Source organism: Pseudoalteromonas sp. C2R02 (genome assembly GCF_018860845.1).
Classification (GTDB): Bacteria; Pseudomonadota; Gammaproteobacteria; order Enterobacterales; family Alteromonadaceae; genus Pseudoalteromonas.
The window spans coordinates 340534-355734 of record NZ_JAHKQC010000034.1 but is presented as its reverse complement, the minus strand read 5'-3'; the positions used below and the strand labels follow the sequence as shown (position 1 = coordinate 355734).

The 15201-nt window shown below is 33.6% G+C and carries 16 protein-coding genes and 5 pseudogenes; 17 read left to right on the top strand and 4 right to left on the bottom strand.

Annotated features, from left to right (window positions below; translation table 11 throughout):
* The first annotated feature begins 31 nt into the window (after positions 1-31).
* The 3 genes from KO527_RS14820 to rnd all read left to right on the top strand — a co-directional run bounded on the left by KO527_RS14820 (position 32) and on the right by rnd (position 3954).
* A complete protein-coding gene (locus tag KO527_RS14820; RefSeq protein WP_216041057.1) occupies positions 32-898 on the top strand; it encodes an alpha/beta hydrolase in 867 nt (288 codons plus the stop codon).
* Positions 899-1090: 192 nt separating this feature from the next.
* Positions 1091-2752, top strand: coding sequence for an AMP-binding protein (locus KO527_RS14815; protein ID WP_216041056.1), 1662 nt, complete (start codon positions 1091-1093; stop codon positions 2750-2752).
* A 59-nt stretch (positions 2753-2811) separates the two neighbouring features.
* On the top strand, positions 2812-3954 hold the full coding sequence (gene rnd / locus KO527_RS14810) for a ribonuclease D (protein WP_216041055.1): 1143 nt from the start codon (positions 2812-2814) through the stop codon (positions 3952-3954).
* Between the two features lie 89 nt (positions 3955-4043).
* Here rnd and minE read toward each other — a convergent pair whose 3' ends face one another.
* Genes minE through minC form a run of 3 tightly spaced genes read right to left on the bottom strand, consistent with a single transcriptional unit; the run spans position 4044 to position 5831 of the window.
* On the bottom strand, positions 4044-4301 hold the full coding sequence (minE, locus tag KO527_RS14805; protein ID WP_042149299.1) for a cell division topological specificity factor MinE: 258 nt from the start codon (positions 4299-4301) through the stop codon (positions 4044-4046).
* A gap of 1 nt (position 4302) precedes the next feature.
* Positions 4303-5112: a septum site-determining protein MinD gene (gene minD, locus KO527_RS14800; protein ID WP_216041054.1), complete on the bottom strand. Its 810-nt coding sequence runs from the start codon at positions 5110-5112 to the stop codon at positions 4303-4305.
* 5 nt (positions 5113-5117) lie between these two features.
* The gene (gene minC / locus KO527_RS14795; RefSeq protein WP_216041053.1) at positions 5118-5831 is read right to left on the bottom strand and encodes a septum site-determining protein MinC; all 714 of its coding nucleotides are present in this window, start codon (positions 5829-5831) and stop codon (positions 5118-5120) included.
* A gap of 110 nt (positions 5832-5941) precedes the next feature.
* Here minC and KO527_RS14790 point away from each other — a divergent pair, with 110 nt between their 5' ends.
* The 14 genes and pseudogenes from KO527_RS14790 (at position 5942) to KO527_RS14735 (ending at position 14724) form a co-directional block, all read left to right on the top strand.
* Entirely contained in the window at positions 5942-6229 is a 288-nt protein-coding gene (locus KO527_RS14790) for a YcgL domain-containing protein (RefSeq protein ID WP_216041052.1), read from the top strand.
* Between the two features lie 21 nt (positions 6230-6250).
* Positions 6251-6763 (top strand): YcgN family cysteine cluster protein, encoded by a 513-nt coding sequence (locus tag KO527_RS14785; protein ID WP_216041181.1) that lies wholly within the window; start codon positions 6251-6253, stop codon positions 6761-6763.
* 297 nt (positions 6764-7060) lie between these two features.
* Positions 7061-7567, top strand: coding sequence for an RNA methyltransferase (locus KO527_RS14780; RefSeq protein WP_216041051.1), 507 nt, complete (start codon positions 7061-7063; stop codon positions 7565-7567).
* Between the two features lie 22 nt (positions 7568-7589).
* Positions 7590-7718 (top strand): annotated as a pseudogene (locus KO527_RS14775) (TrmH family RNA methyltransferase); the annotation flags it as partial.
* A gap of 22 nt (positions 7719-7740) precedes the next feature.
* Positions 7741-7869, top strand: a pseudogene (locus KO527_RS14770) (TrmH family RNA methyltransferase); the annotation flags it as partial.
* 22 nt (positions 7870-7891) lie between these two features.
* Positions 7892-8020, top strand: a pseudogene (locus tag KO527_RS25980) (TrmH family RNA methyltransferase); the annotation flags it as partial.
* 22 nt (positions 8021-8042) lie between these two features.
* Positions 8043-8171 (top strand): annotated as a pseudogene (locus KO527_RS25975) (TrmH family RNA methyltransferase); the annotation flags it as partial.
* 22 nt (positions 8172-8193) lie between these two features.
* A pseudogene (locus tag KO527_RS14765) lies at positions 8194-8322 on the top strand (TrmH family RNA methyltransferase); the annotation flags it as partial.
* A gap of 57 nt (positions 8323-8379) precedes the next feature.
* Entirely contained in the window at positions 8380-9066 is a 687-nt protein-coding gene (locus KO527_RS14760) for a hypothetical protein (protein WP_216041050.1), read from the top strand.
* 84 nt (positions 9067-9150) lie between these two features.
* Complete coding sequence (locus tag KO527_RS14755) at positions 9151-10575, top strand: extracellular solute-binding protein (RefSeq protein ID WP_216041049.1); 1425 nt, start codon at positions 9151-9153, stop codon at positions 10573-10575.
* A gap of 146 nt (positions 10576-10721) precedes the next feature.
* Positions 10722-12260: a GGDEF domain-containing protein gene (locus KO527_RS14750; protein WP_216041048.1), complete on the top strand. Its 1539-nt coding sequence runs from the start codon at positions 10722-10724 to the stop codon at positions 12258-12260.
* Between the two features lie 153 nt (positions 12261-12413).
* Positions 12414-13526 carry an aspartate-semialdehyde dehydrogenase gene (gene asd, locus KO527_RS14745; RefSeq protein ID WP_216041047.1) on the top strand — a complete coding sequence of 371 codons (1113 nt, stop codon included), beginning with the start codon at positions 12414-12416 and terminating at the stop codon, positions 13524-13526.
* 111 nt (positions 13527-13637) lie between these two features.
* Entirely contained in the window at positions 13638-14108 is a 471-nt protein-coding gene (locus KO527_RS14740) for an FKBP-type peptidyl-prolyl cis-trans isomerase (protein WP_216041046.1), read from the top strand.
* Between the two features lie 85 nt (positions 14109-14193).
* Complete coding sequence (locus KO527_RS14735) at positions 14194-14724, top strand: DUF1456 family protein (RefSeq protein WP_216041045.1); 531 nt, start codon at positions 14194-14196, stop codon at positions 14722-14724.
* 111 nt (positions 14725-14835) lie between these two features.
* Here KO527_RS14735 and KO527_RS14730 read toward each other — a convergent pair whose 3' ends face one another.
* Positions 14836-15126, bottom strand: a complete 291-nt coding sequence (locus KO527_RS14730) for a DUF1244 domain-containing protein (protein ID WP_216041044.1) — start codon at positions 15124-15126, stop codon at positions 14836-14838.
* Between the last annotated feature and the right edge of the window lie 75 nt (positions 15127-15201).

The following is a 15201-nucleotide window of genomic DNA, read 5'->3' as shown; positions in this document are numbered from 1 at the left end:
GAAAAAGATAATGCGTATATAAAAGGAAGCCATGCACAATTATAATTTAAAAAATATAACTGCGCGCTCAGCTGAGCCTAAAATAGCCGGCGTGGTTAATGATCATAAAGCTGATAATTTAAATATTGTCGCATTACATGGATGGCAGGATAATCTGGCAAGTTTTTATCCATTAATGCATTTATTACCTCGGTATAATTGGTTGGCATTTGATTTTCCTGGGCACGGACATTCTCAATGGAGAAATAACCAAGCACATTATTATTTTGTTGATTATATAGATGATATTTACCAAGTCATTTCAGAAAATTATTCAACTCCTGTACATATCCTAGGCCATTCTATGGGGGCTATGACGGCAACACTATTTGCAGCCTGCTTCCCTGAACTTGTACGTTCGGTTGTTTTAATTGAAGGCATTGGCCTAGTAACAACACCAGATGAAGATGTTGTCAGCCAATTGAGGACTGCAATTCTCAATCGCGGGCAAAGCGCTGACAAAAATGATAAAAAGGCATCTAGAGTATATAAAGATTTAAATTCATTAATAAAAGTACGTATGGCTGTGAGTGACTTAGAATATGAACACTGTGCATTATTAATGAAAAGAAACAGTGAAAATACAGAATTAGGAATAAAATTACGAATTGATCCAAAATTAAAACATCATTCTGGTTTTCGATTCAATGAAGCACAAGCAATCATGGCTACTAAACAGGTAAAGGCGGCCACAAAACTAATAGTAGCCGAACAAGGTTATGAACAAATAAAACATTCTATAAAAATATACTCTAAATATTACAGTGAGTTAAGTGTTGAAACGGTAAAAGGTGGTCATCATTGTCATATGCAAAACCCACAAAAGGTCGCAAGCATAATCAGAGAGTTTATAAAGTGAAAAATAAAGATTTCAGCTTACATTTGTATCTTTATTTTAAATATGTGATGATACTCTCTTGATTAGAGTATTTACTCAGTTGTTAAATGACCTTAGTTGAATTAAGGTTAAAGTAAGCGCAAACAAAATACCGAGATTTATTAAATTAAACTACTGGTATATAAAAATAAATTATAAGAACGGGAGCAACAAGTGGAAAAAATCTGGCTAAATAGGTACCCAGAAGGCATGCCTGAAGAAATAGATCCAAATCACTATGACTCACTACTTGAGCTATTTGAACGTAGCTTTAAAGAATATGCCAATTTACCTGCATTCTCAAATATGGGTAAACAATTAACATATGAAGAAATTGATAATGAAACTAAAAAGTTTGCTTCATATCTACAAAATGAATTAGGTTTACAAAAAGGTGACAAAGTCGCCGTGATGATGCCAAACCTATTACAAACACCAATCGCAATCTTAGGCACATTAAGAGCGGGTTGTGTTGTTGTTAATGTTAATCCTCTTTATACGGTGAGAGAATTGGCACATCAATTAAATGACTCTCAAACACAAACTATTATTTTATTACAAAATTTTGCCAATACCCTAGAGCAAGCTTTACCTCAAACTGAGATCAAAAATATTGTACTGACTCAAGTTGGTGATATGTGTGGTGGTGTTAAAAAGCATCTTGTCAACTTTGTAGTTAAACACGTTAAAAAGATGGTTAAGCCGTTTAATTTGCCTAATACAATTAATTTTACTGATGTATTATCTCAGGGCGATGTAAATAACTACAAAAAACCGCATTTAGTTCATGATGACTATGCATTTTTACAATATACAGGCGGTACTACAGGTGTTTCTAAAGGCGCGATATTAACACACGGCAATATGGTTGCTAATTTAGAACAAGTATCAGGTTGTTTGGATAAAATTTTAGTTAAAGGTAAAGAGGTAGTTGTTACTGCTTTACCGCTTTATCATATTTTTGCTTTGACAGCTAACTGCCTTACTTTTATGAAATATGGCGGTTTAAATTTATTAATCACTAACCCTAGAGATATGAAAGCTTTTGTAAAAGACTTATCAAATAATAAATTTACTGCCATTACAGGTGTAAATACATTGTTTAATGGTTTACTTAATACGCCTGGCTTTAGCGATTTAGATTTTAGCACTTTAAAATTCTCTCTTGGTGGCGGTATGGCTGTACAAAGGCCTGTTGCAGAGCGTTGGGAGAAAGTAACAAACAGCAAATTAATGGAAGGTTATGGTTTAACAGAATGTGCGCCATTAGTGACTATTAGTCCGTACGATTTAGAAAGCTATAACGGTTCTATCGGTTTACCTGCACCAAGCACGCTATTACGAATTGTTGGAGATGATGGTAAAGATATGCCTGTTGGCGAATCTGGTGAGTTGTGGGTTAAAGGCCCTCAAGTTATGAAAGGTTACTTTAATAGAGATGATGAAACAGCTAAGTGCATGACTGATGGTTGGTTTGCGACGGGTGATGTAGCAAAATGTGATGAAGAAGGTTTCTTTTTCATCGTAGATCGTAAAAAAGATATGATTATAGTTTCAGGTTTTAATGTTTACCCGAATGAAATTGAAGAAGTGGTCGCAATGCATGAGGGTATTCTGGAAGTTGCCGCTGTGGGTGTACCACATGAAGTAAGTGGTGAACAGGTCAAAATTTTTGTTGTTAAAAAAGACCCTTTATTAACAGAAAAAGATATAATCAAACATTGTCGTAAAAATTTAACAAATTATAAAGTACCAAAATTTGTAGAGTTCAAAGATGAACTTCCTAAAACAAATGTTGGTAAAATTTTAAGGCGCGCTTTAAAAGAAGCCAGTTAAATTTTATATTTTTAAAAAACCGGCTAAGCCGGTTTTTTTATAGCTATTAGGATAATCAATTGCATTCTTTATGCCTAGAAACTCAGTATATTAAAACACAAGATCACTTAAATACTTACTTAGAAGCAATTAAAGAAAGTAAAATCTTAGCCATAGATACTGAATTTATGCGCCGTCGTACTTTGTTTCCTGAACTTGCCCTCATCCAAGTATATGATGGTAACCACCTTGCTTTAATTGATCCTTGTTGTGATCTTGAACTATCAAGCTTTTGGAAAATATTAACTGATGAGTCAGTTTTAAAAGTATTACACTCACCATCAGAAGATTTAGAAGTGTTTATGCGACATGGAAATTGTGTGCCTAAACCACTCTTTGATACCCAATTTGCCATGGGGATTTTAGGATTTGGCAACAGTGTTGGTTTTGCGATGATGGTTAATAAGTTACTGTCATTAGAAATTGATAAAAGTGAATCTCGCACTAATTGGTTACAAAGACCTTTAACACAGCGACAACTTGATTATGCTGCTGGTGATGTAATTCATCTTTTACCTTGTTTTGAAATCATAAAAAAACAAATAGATGAAAATAACTGGTTAGATATCGTTTTAAGTGAAAGTGCTTTAATGGCAAAAAAACGCCAGTATCAAATACCTGATGAGAATTTATATTTAGATATTAAAAATGCATGGCAGCTAAACTCATTTGATTTAGCTGTCTTAAAAGAACTGGCAACTTGGCGTCGTGATAAAGCAAGAATAAAAAATCTTGCCTTAGGTTTCATATTAAAAGAGCATAATATGATAGAGATAGCCAAAGCTAAGCCTGCAAGCATTACGGCTTTAAGAAAAATCCCTGGCATAGAAGCTATGGAAGTGAATAAATCCGGAAAAGAAATTTTGCTTTGCATAGAAAAAGCAAAATCAATTTCAAAAGAACAACATCCTCAAAAAGTAGTACGATTAGTTGATTACCCTAGCTATAAAGCAGAAGTAAAATCAATTAAACAAAGAATTGATGCAGTTGCCAAAGAGCAAGGTATACCAACAGAGATCATTTCAAGTAAAAAACAAATTAATCAATTAATCAGTTGGACTTGGAAGTGTGATGATGAGCAAAAAAAGAAGAAACTACTGCCTGATTTATTAAGTTGTTGGAGATATAAAATATTACAAGGTAAGTTAATTGAGTGGGAATAAGGACTTAATTTATATTAGATCACTAGCTGAATAAAATTAGTATTACAAAAAAGGGCTGTGAAGCCCTTTTTTGTACTTTAGCTTTAAATTTACTTTTCTTCAGGTAAGGTTACATTTAATTCTAAAACTGCTAAATCATCTGCATTTTGTTCAAGTTGTACTGAAACTTGATCTGAAGATATTTCAACATATTTACGGATCACTTCTAAAATATCTTTTTTTAGTTGTGGTAAATAATCTGGTGTACCACGTTGCGATCTTTCATGGGCAACAATAATTTGTAATCGTTCTTTAGCTAAAGAAGCCGTTTTAACTTTTGGTGAGCGGAAATAGCTTAATAATGACATTTTAACCTCCAAAGATTCTTTTTAGTAATCCTTTCTTACGTACTTGTAAGAATCGATAATCAATATCTTCACCTAGTAATCTATCAATCGCATCTTGATACGCTTTACCGGCATCTGATTCAGTATCTAAAATAACAGGTTGGCCAGAATTGGAGGCACTCAATACTGATGGTGATTCAGGAATAACCCCTAATAAGTCTATCGCTAAAATATCTTGTACATCTTCAACAGATAACATTTCACCTTTTTCAACGCGCTCAGGGTTATAACGTGTTAATAATAAATGTTCTTTAACGCTATCTAAGCCTTCTTCTGCACGTTTAGATTTACTATGTAAAATGCCTAAAATACGGTCTGAATCACGTACTGAAGATACTTCTGGATTAGTTGTTACTATTGCTTCATCAGCGAAATAAAGCGCCATCATAGCACCCGCTTCAATACCTGCTGGAGAATCACAAATTACAAAGTCAAATTCTTGCTTTAATTCGTTTAATACGCGTTCAACACCATCTTTAGTTAAAGCGTCTTTGTCTCGGGTTTGAGATGCTGGCAAAATAGATAACTTTTCAACGCGTTTATCTTTAATAAGCGCTTGATTAAGGTTAGCTTCACCGTTAATAACATTTACAAAATCGTATACAACACGGCGTTCACACCCCATAATTAAATCAAGGTTTCTTAAGCCAATATCAAAATCCACGATAACGGTTTTATAACCTTTAAGTGCTAAGCCGGTACCGATAGCAGCACTAGATGTTGTTTTACCAACACCACCTTTTCCTGATGTAACAACAATCACTTTTGACATGATATTTATCCTTTAACCAATGCTGTAATTTCTAACGAATCGTTTTTGTAATTTATAGCTGCTGACTTGCCCCATAATTCTCCTTGAAGAGAATCACTGATCCAATAATTGCCATCAATTGAGACAAGTTCAGCCTCTAACCTTTGACAAAATATAGCTGCATCCGTATTACCTTTTGCGCCAGCGATTGCACGGCCTCGTAAAGCCCCGTAAATATGAATGTTACCATCAGCTATCACTTCAGCACCATGACTCACGGCACCTAAAATAATTAAATCTCGATCTTTAGCATAAACTTGCTGACCAGACCTTACCGTTGAGTTAATAACTTGAGCAGGCAAATAGACTTCTTTTTCAACAATCGATGTATTGAGCGCTGAATTAGCCGGTGGTTTAGCTTGAGGTTTGACATCTTGAGAGTAGTTTAAAACTGATAACATACTTTCTTTAGCTAATATATTTTGCGCATCACTGCCATTACAAACACCAACCGGATTAAGTTGTAACCCAGTTAAGATTTGTTTGAGCTCATTAAAGTCAACTTTTTGTTCTGAAATAGACTTTAGATTGATCACTATGGGAGCACCATAAAAGAATTTAGGTGCTTGTGATATTTTCTCATCAAGTTGCTTGCTTAAAGCTTGTAAGTCATTTTTATACAAGTTTAAAACAGATAACGTGAAAAGATTCCCTTTAAGTTCAAAAATTTGTTCCGACATAGGCGCTTTTTAATTATTCTTTATCAGCGTTCTGATTGCAAAACGCCTCACTTTCTTGTTATGACATGTTATAATGCGCGCCACCGTTAAGCAAGTTCTATAGGCACCAAATGTTATCTGCTATATATAAAAGCACACGTAAAGTTGACACATATCTTTTTGTTGAAAAAAGAGATGATTTTTCAAAGGTACCAGAGGCGTTATTAAATACTTTTGGTAAGCCTGTTTTTGTTATGTTAATCAATATAGGTAATCGTGAAAGTTTAGCGGGTGCAGATATCAAAAAAGTAAAACAAAACTTAGCTGACCAAGGTTATTACTTACAAATACCACCACCAAGGGTAAACTTGTTAGAAAAATTTAGAAATGAAAATGGGGCGAACGATTTAACTAAGTAAATTACATGGTTAATAGAATCTATTATGAATAAAAGTTTAATTGAGTCTCAATTTTGGCTGAACATATCCCTTGAGCAAATGAATAATGAACAATGGGAAGCGATTTGTGATGGATGTGGAAAGTGCTGTCTAAATAGTTTTATAGATAGTGATGATGAAGATGATTTTGAGCCGACTGACTCTCTCAGAGAAGGAGAAGAGTTAATCTTTACCAACATTGTTTGCCAATATCTAGATACAAAATCATGTTACTGTACTGAATATGAAAAAAGGACACAATATGTGCCCTCATGCGTTCAATTAACGAAAGAAAATGTGAAAGATATATTTTTCATGCCTCAAAGCTGTAGTTATAGACGGCTTTATGAAGGTAGAGGTTTAGCAAGTTGGCATCCTTTGCTCAATAATGGTAGCAAACAAGCGATGCATGATGCCAATATTAGCGTGGTAGATAAAGTCGTAAAAGATAACGAAGTTGCTTTAGAAGATTTCGAAGATTACATATCTGATTGGCCAAAGCACGATTGCGATTAGTTTTATACCAATTCCGATAATTAAGTTATCACTCAGAGCTTGTGGGGTTTTACAATTCTAGGCATGTCAGTGAAGTAATGGTTACTCCCTTTAGAGCTGTCATAACAACGAAGTGTAAATCCTCAAAGCTCCTTTTAGGCGGGTTTCAAAGCGATTTATACTGCGTTATTGGTTTTGATAAGGGAATAACCATTAGCTGCAACCAATGCCTTGCCTAAAAAGCTTTGAACTCCCGCTGAATGACTACTTCATTAACGGAAACGGTATTAGTATAAAGATTATTAAAAAGAGATTTACATGAAAAAAGATGGATTCGCCTGTTTAGGTTTATTTAACCCTAAAAGTCCAAGCAATGTTGGTGCTGTGATGAGAGCAGCAGGGTGTTATGGTGCTAACTCGGTATTTTATACTGGCAATCGATATGAACATGCTAAAAAGTTTGTCACCGATACAAAAAAAGTACATCAAGATATTCCTTTAATTGGCGCAGAAGACTTAAAAAAAGTAATTCCATTAGGTGCAACACCTGTGGCAATAGAGCTAATTGAGGGTGCTAAACCTTTAACAACTTATACACATCCAAAAAGTGCTTTTTATATTTTTGGACCTGAAGATGGTTCATTAAATAAAGAAGTATTAGCTTGGTGTGAAGACGTTATTTATATTCCGACTCAAGGTTGCATGAATCTTGCTGCAACTGTAAATGTTGTCTTATACGATCGTATGGCTAAGTCAGATAACATCGCTCTAGGTGATGATGTTATTCGAGGCAGTCGAGATAACAATAACAAGGTTAAAATCTAGTTATATATATTTCTAAATCCAAGGTTGCATGAATCTTGCTGCAACCGTAAATGTTGTCTTATATGATCGTATGGCTAAATTAGATAACATCGCTCTAGGTAATGATGTTATTCGAGGCAGTCGAGATAACAATAACAAGGTTAAAATCTAGTTATATATATTTCTAAATCCAAGGTTGCATGAATCTTGCTGCAACCGTAAATGTTGTCTTATATGATCGTATGGCTAAATCAGATAACATCGCTCTAGGTGATGATGTTATTCGAGGCAGTCGAGATAACAATAACAAGGTTAAAATCTAGTTATATATATTTCTAAATCCAAGGTTGCATGAATCTTGCTGCAACCGTAAATGTTGTCTTCTATGATCGTATGGCTAAATCAGATAACATCGCTCTAGGTGATGATGTGATTCGAGGCAGTCGAGATAACAATAACAAGGTTAAAATCTAGTTATATTTATTTCTAAATCCAAGGTTGCATGAATCTTGCTGCAACCGTAAATGTTGTCTTATACGATCGTATGGCTAAATCAGATAACATCGCTCTAGGTGATGATGTTATTCGAGGCTGCCGAGATAACAATAACAAGGTTAAAATCTAGTTATATATATTTCTAAATCCAAGGTTGCATGAATCTTGCTGCAACCGTAAATGTTGTCTTATACGATCGTATGGCTAAGTCAGATAACATCGCTCTAGGTGATGATGTGATTCGAGGCAGCCGAGATAACAATAATAAAGTGAAAATTTAGTTAGAAGCGTCTCTTAAATCACGCTAGAATAAGCTCTAAAATAAAAGGAGCTTATTTATGTCATTTCGTATGTGTTTTACTGCAATTTTCATTTTCTGTTTTGGATGTGGCGGTAGCTCAGACACACCCCCTGTAGAAATAAATTCAAAAAAAATAGCAAACGGTTTCTACCTTGAGCAAAACAATAGTAATAATGCTTTAATTGTTTCAGATTCCACTGCCATTGCATACTCTCGCTTAGAGGCTATACATGGCCTGACTAAAGTCATTTCAATTTATTCAAACTCTAAAACTGATGCAGTTCATAAAGATAGTGCACTAGATACATGGATCCCAGTAATAGGCTCGTTTAATGATATTCAATACCAATATCAATGTAAAAATACTCAAGACGCTGGTAGTACTTGCATAAATGCTATAAAAAAACTTAACTTTAAACTTGATCAAAGCAGAACTGCCCAAAGACCTGCAAATTCAACATTAAATGAAACATATAAAATTAATGATAGGGTATTAGAGTTTAACGGAACACATGAACAATTTACGTTGAACTTTGATAATGGCAGCTTTTTATCTCGCTCGTTTACATCTCAAGTAACAAGTTGGGGTAGCTATCATTTAATTTCTGATACACAAAGTGATAAGGCAATAGTTACGTTTTATACATTAGCCAACCAAAGTTATTTTGACCTGTTAATTTACACAGAAAGTGAAAGCTATAAATTTGTAGGTATACAAATTTAATTAACCTCTATGGAGGTATTTATTTCTTTAAATGGCGGCTTTTGCTAATCTTAGATATAAATAACCCTTTATTTTGTGGTTTCTATGCACTGTGCTATTAAAACCTTCATTAGTTTACTGTTTGTTTTTACTAACGCATTAGCGTATGCGATAGAGTCTAATTTACCAAACATCTCGAATAAACAATCTATTAACGTTGTACTAGAAAAAGGTCACTGGACTAATTATGTCAAAAATAACTTAGCGCCTGAATTTACTAAAATAACCGGTGTAAAAGTTAATGTTATAGAATTAGAGTTAGCCGATATGTTAGCAATTCAAGTTAACAGTCTGGAAAATGCCAGTGGCAAGTATGATGTTATGACATTAGAGGCTGGTTGGGCCAAAGAATGGGCCGCAAAAGGTTATACAAGACCATTAAATACACTAGCAGATAAATTTGATCCTATAAAAAAAGGTTGGAATAACTTTCTTGCACCATTTTTTCCTTCACTCGTTGAAATATTAAGCTATAAAGATGTTTTATATAGCGTGCCCTACAATACGTATGTAATGGGTAATCATTATAGAGCAGATCTTTTTGAAAATGAGATAGAACAAAACTCTTTTTATAAGCGTTTTAATTATCCTTTAACTCCCCCTAAAACATTAGAACAACTTCAAGATATTGCAGCGTTTTTTACTCGACAAAAAGGTGATTTACTAAAAGGAAAACCATTAAAAGAAAATTTTTATGGTATCGCTTTGATGTCCGGTAATAAGCCTCATATTAATGATGAGTGGTCATCAATCTTATGGGCAAAAGGAGGTTATTGGTTTAAACCTAATTATAACAACGACAAACTTATCAATTTTAATTTACCTAAAACTTTCGACTTATTATATGAAACAGCTCATTATTATTTAAAATTAAAAAGTTATGCACTTCCCGCTAATGAATCTTTTGCTTATCTCGAAGCTGCCAATGCTTTATCTAGTGGCAAGGTCGCAATGTGGCCATTTGCTTATAATAATTTATGGGTAAAATCATCAGAAGTTAATGAAAATGACTCGACTCAAAAATTTGCCATATATGGTTCCCCAGGTGGTAAGCCTTATCATGGCGCATATGCATTTTCTGTCGCATACGATAGTAAAAATCCTGAAGCCGCTTTTTGGTTTATCCGGTTTATGACATCTAAAAAAGGCCAAATGAATTATGCATTTGGTGGTGGCAATTCAACTCGTAAAGATGTGAATTTAGAACTTACAAATAAGTTAAATAAATACTCGCCACAGTTTTTTGCTTACAAGTCGACATTTCAAGCTAGTATGGCTTGGTCTGGAGAGATTAAATCTCATGGCCATTATATGAGTACAGCCATGGGCACAATTTATGCCTTGCTACAGCATTACACATATTTAATATCACATGAAAAAATATCAATAAACAAAGGTGTAGAACAACTAATGGATAAAATATTGCAAGCCCAAAATGAAATCGGTGAAAAAGCCATGGTTTTACACTAATGTTCCGTACTAAGATTAAAAACCAACTTAATTTTTCTTTTTTATTGAGTTTAATATTAACATTAGTAAGTATTTTCACGGCGAATACTTTGGTCACAATCGTCAGTAATTCCTATGAAGATGTGATTAATAATACTTTGCCGGTAATGAAAAAAAATTCTAATTTATCAGTTTTAAGTAAAGATATCTTGGTTAACTTAGAGCAAATAGTATCGAATCAAGATGATGCTATGGTCATAAAAAATATAGATCAAATCATTATTCATTGGAGTAAAATAGAACATTTAATTATCACAATTCTCAATGAAACTATCCCAGACAAAGAACGCATTTCATTACAGATTAAATTAAATAATATTGCATTATATAAAGAGTTTACACCTCAATTTAAAAGGCAAATTTTATTAAAAAGGTCCGCAGATAAACAAAGTGAAAAATTTGTAGAAACAATCAAAGACTTGACTACATATAGCCAAAAAACGTTATTAACAGAAATGGAGCGATACGCGAAAAAAACAGTTTATAAAACCGTAACTAAAAGCGAAAAGTCTGAAGTAACTTATGCATATCAGTTTTACAAAAATAGTACTAAATTGATTGAAATATTCGACACTGTTAATAATAGCCGCAATATAAGTGAAATAAATGCATTAAGAGTTAAAGCTGTCAGTATTTTTAATCAAATGGCTAGCTCAGGAAAATCACAATACAAATATAAAAAATTTGCTAATTCTTGGCTTGCAAAAGTTACCGCCGTATACTCAGGAGAAAACTCTATTTTTAAGGTGAGATATGATGTGCTTCGTTTAGGAGGTGTACTAGATTCGATTGTTTCACAGCAAAGTCAAACTGTGTCAGAAATTGAAACAACCTCCGATAATTTAAGTATAAAATTACAATCGATTATGGAGTCAAAAAAGCAAGATACATTAAATACAGTAAGTAATATCAACTATGTATTTTTAATGTTAATTATTTTAAGTATTAGCCTGTCTTTTGTATCAATTTGGATATTTGTAAATAAAAGTCTGTTAATCCGGTTAACTAAAATTAGAAAAAAAATACTTAAGTTATCTCAAGGTGATGTAGAAATACAAATTGAAGTTCATAAAAATGATGAGTTAGGAGATATGGAAGATGCCTTAGGGGAACTTAAACTTTATGTAGAAAAAGCAAAGAAATTATCAACGCGAGATTCATTAACCGGTTTGTTAAATCATGGCCAATTTAAACAAAATTTAAATGCAGAAATCAAAAGAAATGCTAGACAAAAAATATCACTCAGTTTGGCAATTATAGATATTGACTATTTTAAAGAGTTTAACGATTCATATGGGCATCCTCAAGGTGATAAATGCTTAAAACAAATATCTAAATTAATAAAGCAGACCTTTAAGCGTACAGGAGATTCTTGTTATAGAATTGGCGGTGAAGAATTTGCAATTTTAATGGTAAATACAGATTCAGACATTCAAGAGTTGAAATTGCGCGAGCTTCAAGATGAAATATTAAAAGCTGGTTTGAAACACGAAAAATCTAAAGTATCAGAATTATTAACTATTTCAGCTGGAATATATAGCAGTATACCGGATGAAAATGATGCTTTTGAAGATTTTTATAGCAAAGCAGATATTGCACTGTATGAGGCTAAAAAGGATAGAAATACAATTGTGATCCAACAATAAACCTCCTTGATTGAAAAAAATTAATGTTGTTAATTTCGTGCTAGTTTTATCTTCTTTTCAATGCTAAATTCAGCAATCAAATATACCAATTTATCTAAAAACTCACGCAATTTGTAATTGGTTTTTAATGAAAAAATTTTAGGGTTTTTAACTATGAAAAAAGTAGGGCTAGTAGGTTGGCGCGGCATGGTTGGTTCAGTATTGATGGACCGAATGCAAACAGAAAATGATTTTGATAATTTAGATGTGACATTTTTCACTACATCTCAAGCGGGACAGATGGGACCTGACTTTGCAGGTACCAGTAAGCCATTATTAAATGCCAAGGATTTAGATGCCTTAGCTGAAATGGATATTATTTTAACCTGTCAAGGTGGAGATTATACTAACGCGGTATATCCTCATCTAAAAGAAACAGGTTGGAATGGTTATTGGATAGATGCTGCATCTAGTTTACGCATGAAAGATGACAGCATTATTGTACTAGATCCTGTTAATAAAGATGTGATTCTTCAAGGGCTAGAACAAGGCGTTAAAACTTTTGTTGGCGGAAATTGCACTGTTTCATTAATGTTACTCGCACTAGGTGGCTTGTTCGAGCAAGATCTTATTGAATGGGTAAGCCCACAGACTTATCAAGCTGCATCAGGTTCTGGTGCTAGGCATATGAAAGAACTTATTAAACAAATGGGTGAAGTTCATCAAAGTGTCGCTGATAAGTTAGACGATCCACACTCTGCAATTTTAGAAATTGATCGCATAGTAAGTGAAAAAATACAATCTGAATCACTCACTACAGCACAGTTTGGAGTGCCTTTAGCAGGTAGTTTGATCCCTTGGATTGATGTGCCAATGCCTTCTGGGCAAAGTAAAGAAGAATGGAAAGCACAAGTTGAAGCCAATAAAATATTGGGGTCATCACAGCAACCTATCCCAATTGATGGTTTATGTGTCAGAGTAGGTGCAATGCGTTGTCATTCTCAAGCAATGACAATCAAATTAAAAGAAGATATTTCAGTAGAAAAAATTGAATCTATATTGGCAGAGCATAACCCTTGGGTAAAAGTGATCCCTAATGACAGAGAGTTAACATCAACTGACTTAACGCCTGTTAATGTAACTGGTACATTAAGTATTCCAGTTGGGCGTATCCGTAAACTCGCGATGGGCCCTGAATATATAAGTGCCTTTACAGTAGGAGATCAGTTGTTATGGGGTGCTGCAGAGCCGCTTCGACGTATGTTACGTATAATAACTGAACAATAATAAAAAAAACCCGATTAATTCGGGTTTTTTTATGTCTAAAATTGCAGATTTAAAAAAGTTATCAGGTATTATGCTGCTGTTGATATAAATAGTTTAAGTTAAGGGTATCCAATGAAAATGATTTTAGCGATTGGCGCTATTATTTTAGTTGTTTTTTATTTTTATAATAAAGCAAATGTTAAAAAAGTATCTTTAGAGAATATTAAATTAGGTAAAGAGTATTTAGCATTTAATAAAACACAAGAAGGGGTTTTAGAAACTGATTCAGGATTACAATATAAGGTAATCACAAAAGGACAGGGTGAAGACCATCCAACAAGAACAAGTAAAGTTAAAGTGCATTACCATGGTACATTAATAGATGGAACAGTATTTGATAGCTCTGTAGATCGAGGCAAACCTATCTCATTTGGTTTAAATCAAGTGATATCTGGTTGGACTGAAGGTGTTCAACTTATGGTTGTGGGTGATAAAATGCGTTTTGTGATCCCGAGTCATTTAGCATATGGCAACCGAAACGCTGGTAAAATAACGGCAGGATCAACATTAATTTTTGAAGTAGAGCTATTAGCTATCAACTAATATCAATTATTTTATGATTTAATGAATGTAACATGACTATTCTAAGGATTCATGGTATTTTAGCCGACCTTATTTTGGAGTTTTTATGATTAATAACCTAGTACTACGCCGTTTACGTTATGCTTTAAATTTACGTGAAGAATCTATGGCGGATATTTTCGCATTATCAGGACATAAAATAACAAAATTCTCAATTAGCTGTCTTCTTAAAAAAGATGAAGATGAAGCATTTGTTGAATGTACTGATGTTGTATTAGAAATGTTTCTGGACGGATTAATCATAAAAAATCGCGGTGTTAGAGAAGATGGCAAAGCACAGCCTGATAAAAACGCTGCAGAAGTTGTAAGACTAAATAACAATATTATTATGAAAAAATTACGAATAGCATTCGAATTTAAAGATGATGATATGCTTGATGTGATGAAAAAAGCAGGGTTTAGATTTTCTAAAACTGAACTTACTGCGCTATTTAGAAAACGTGGTACACGTAACTTCAAGCCTTGCGGGGATCAGTTATTAAGAAACTTCTTAATCGGTTTATGTGAAAAATTTAGACCGTCCGAGAAAAAACCTGTTGCTGCTGAAGATTCTCCTTGGAATAAAACAAACAAATAACTAAGTTCCAAATTAATAAAGGCTAGCATTTGCTAGCCTTTTTTATGCTCCTATATATCTAAGTGGTATTAATGTCACTAATTAATTACCCACTTTATAAGGAGGATAATATTATTTTTGACGTTTGTTAAATGCAGCCATTTGTTCATCAGTCGCGGGAAGTTGATGATTTTCTTTCCATTCACTGTAAGGCATTTTATAAACCCACTCTTTTGCATCATCCATATCAAGTGCGATATCACGTTCTTTAGCTTCTGAAACTAACCACTTACTTAAACAATTACGACAAAAGTTACCTGTGATCATTAAATCTATATTTTGCACATCTTTGTTTTCATCTAAATGAGACAATAACTTTCTAAAAGCTGCTGCTTCTAGTTCTGTTTGTGTTTGCTTATCCATTGATTTTTCCGATAATATTTAATCTAAATGCATTTTAACTAAGACAAATAAAAAAGGGTAGCTAAGCTACCCTTT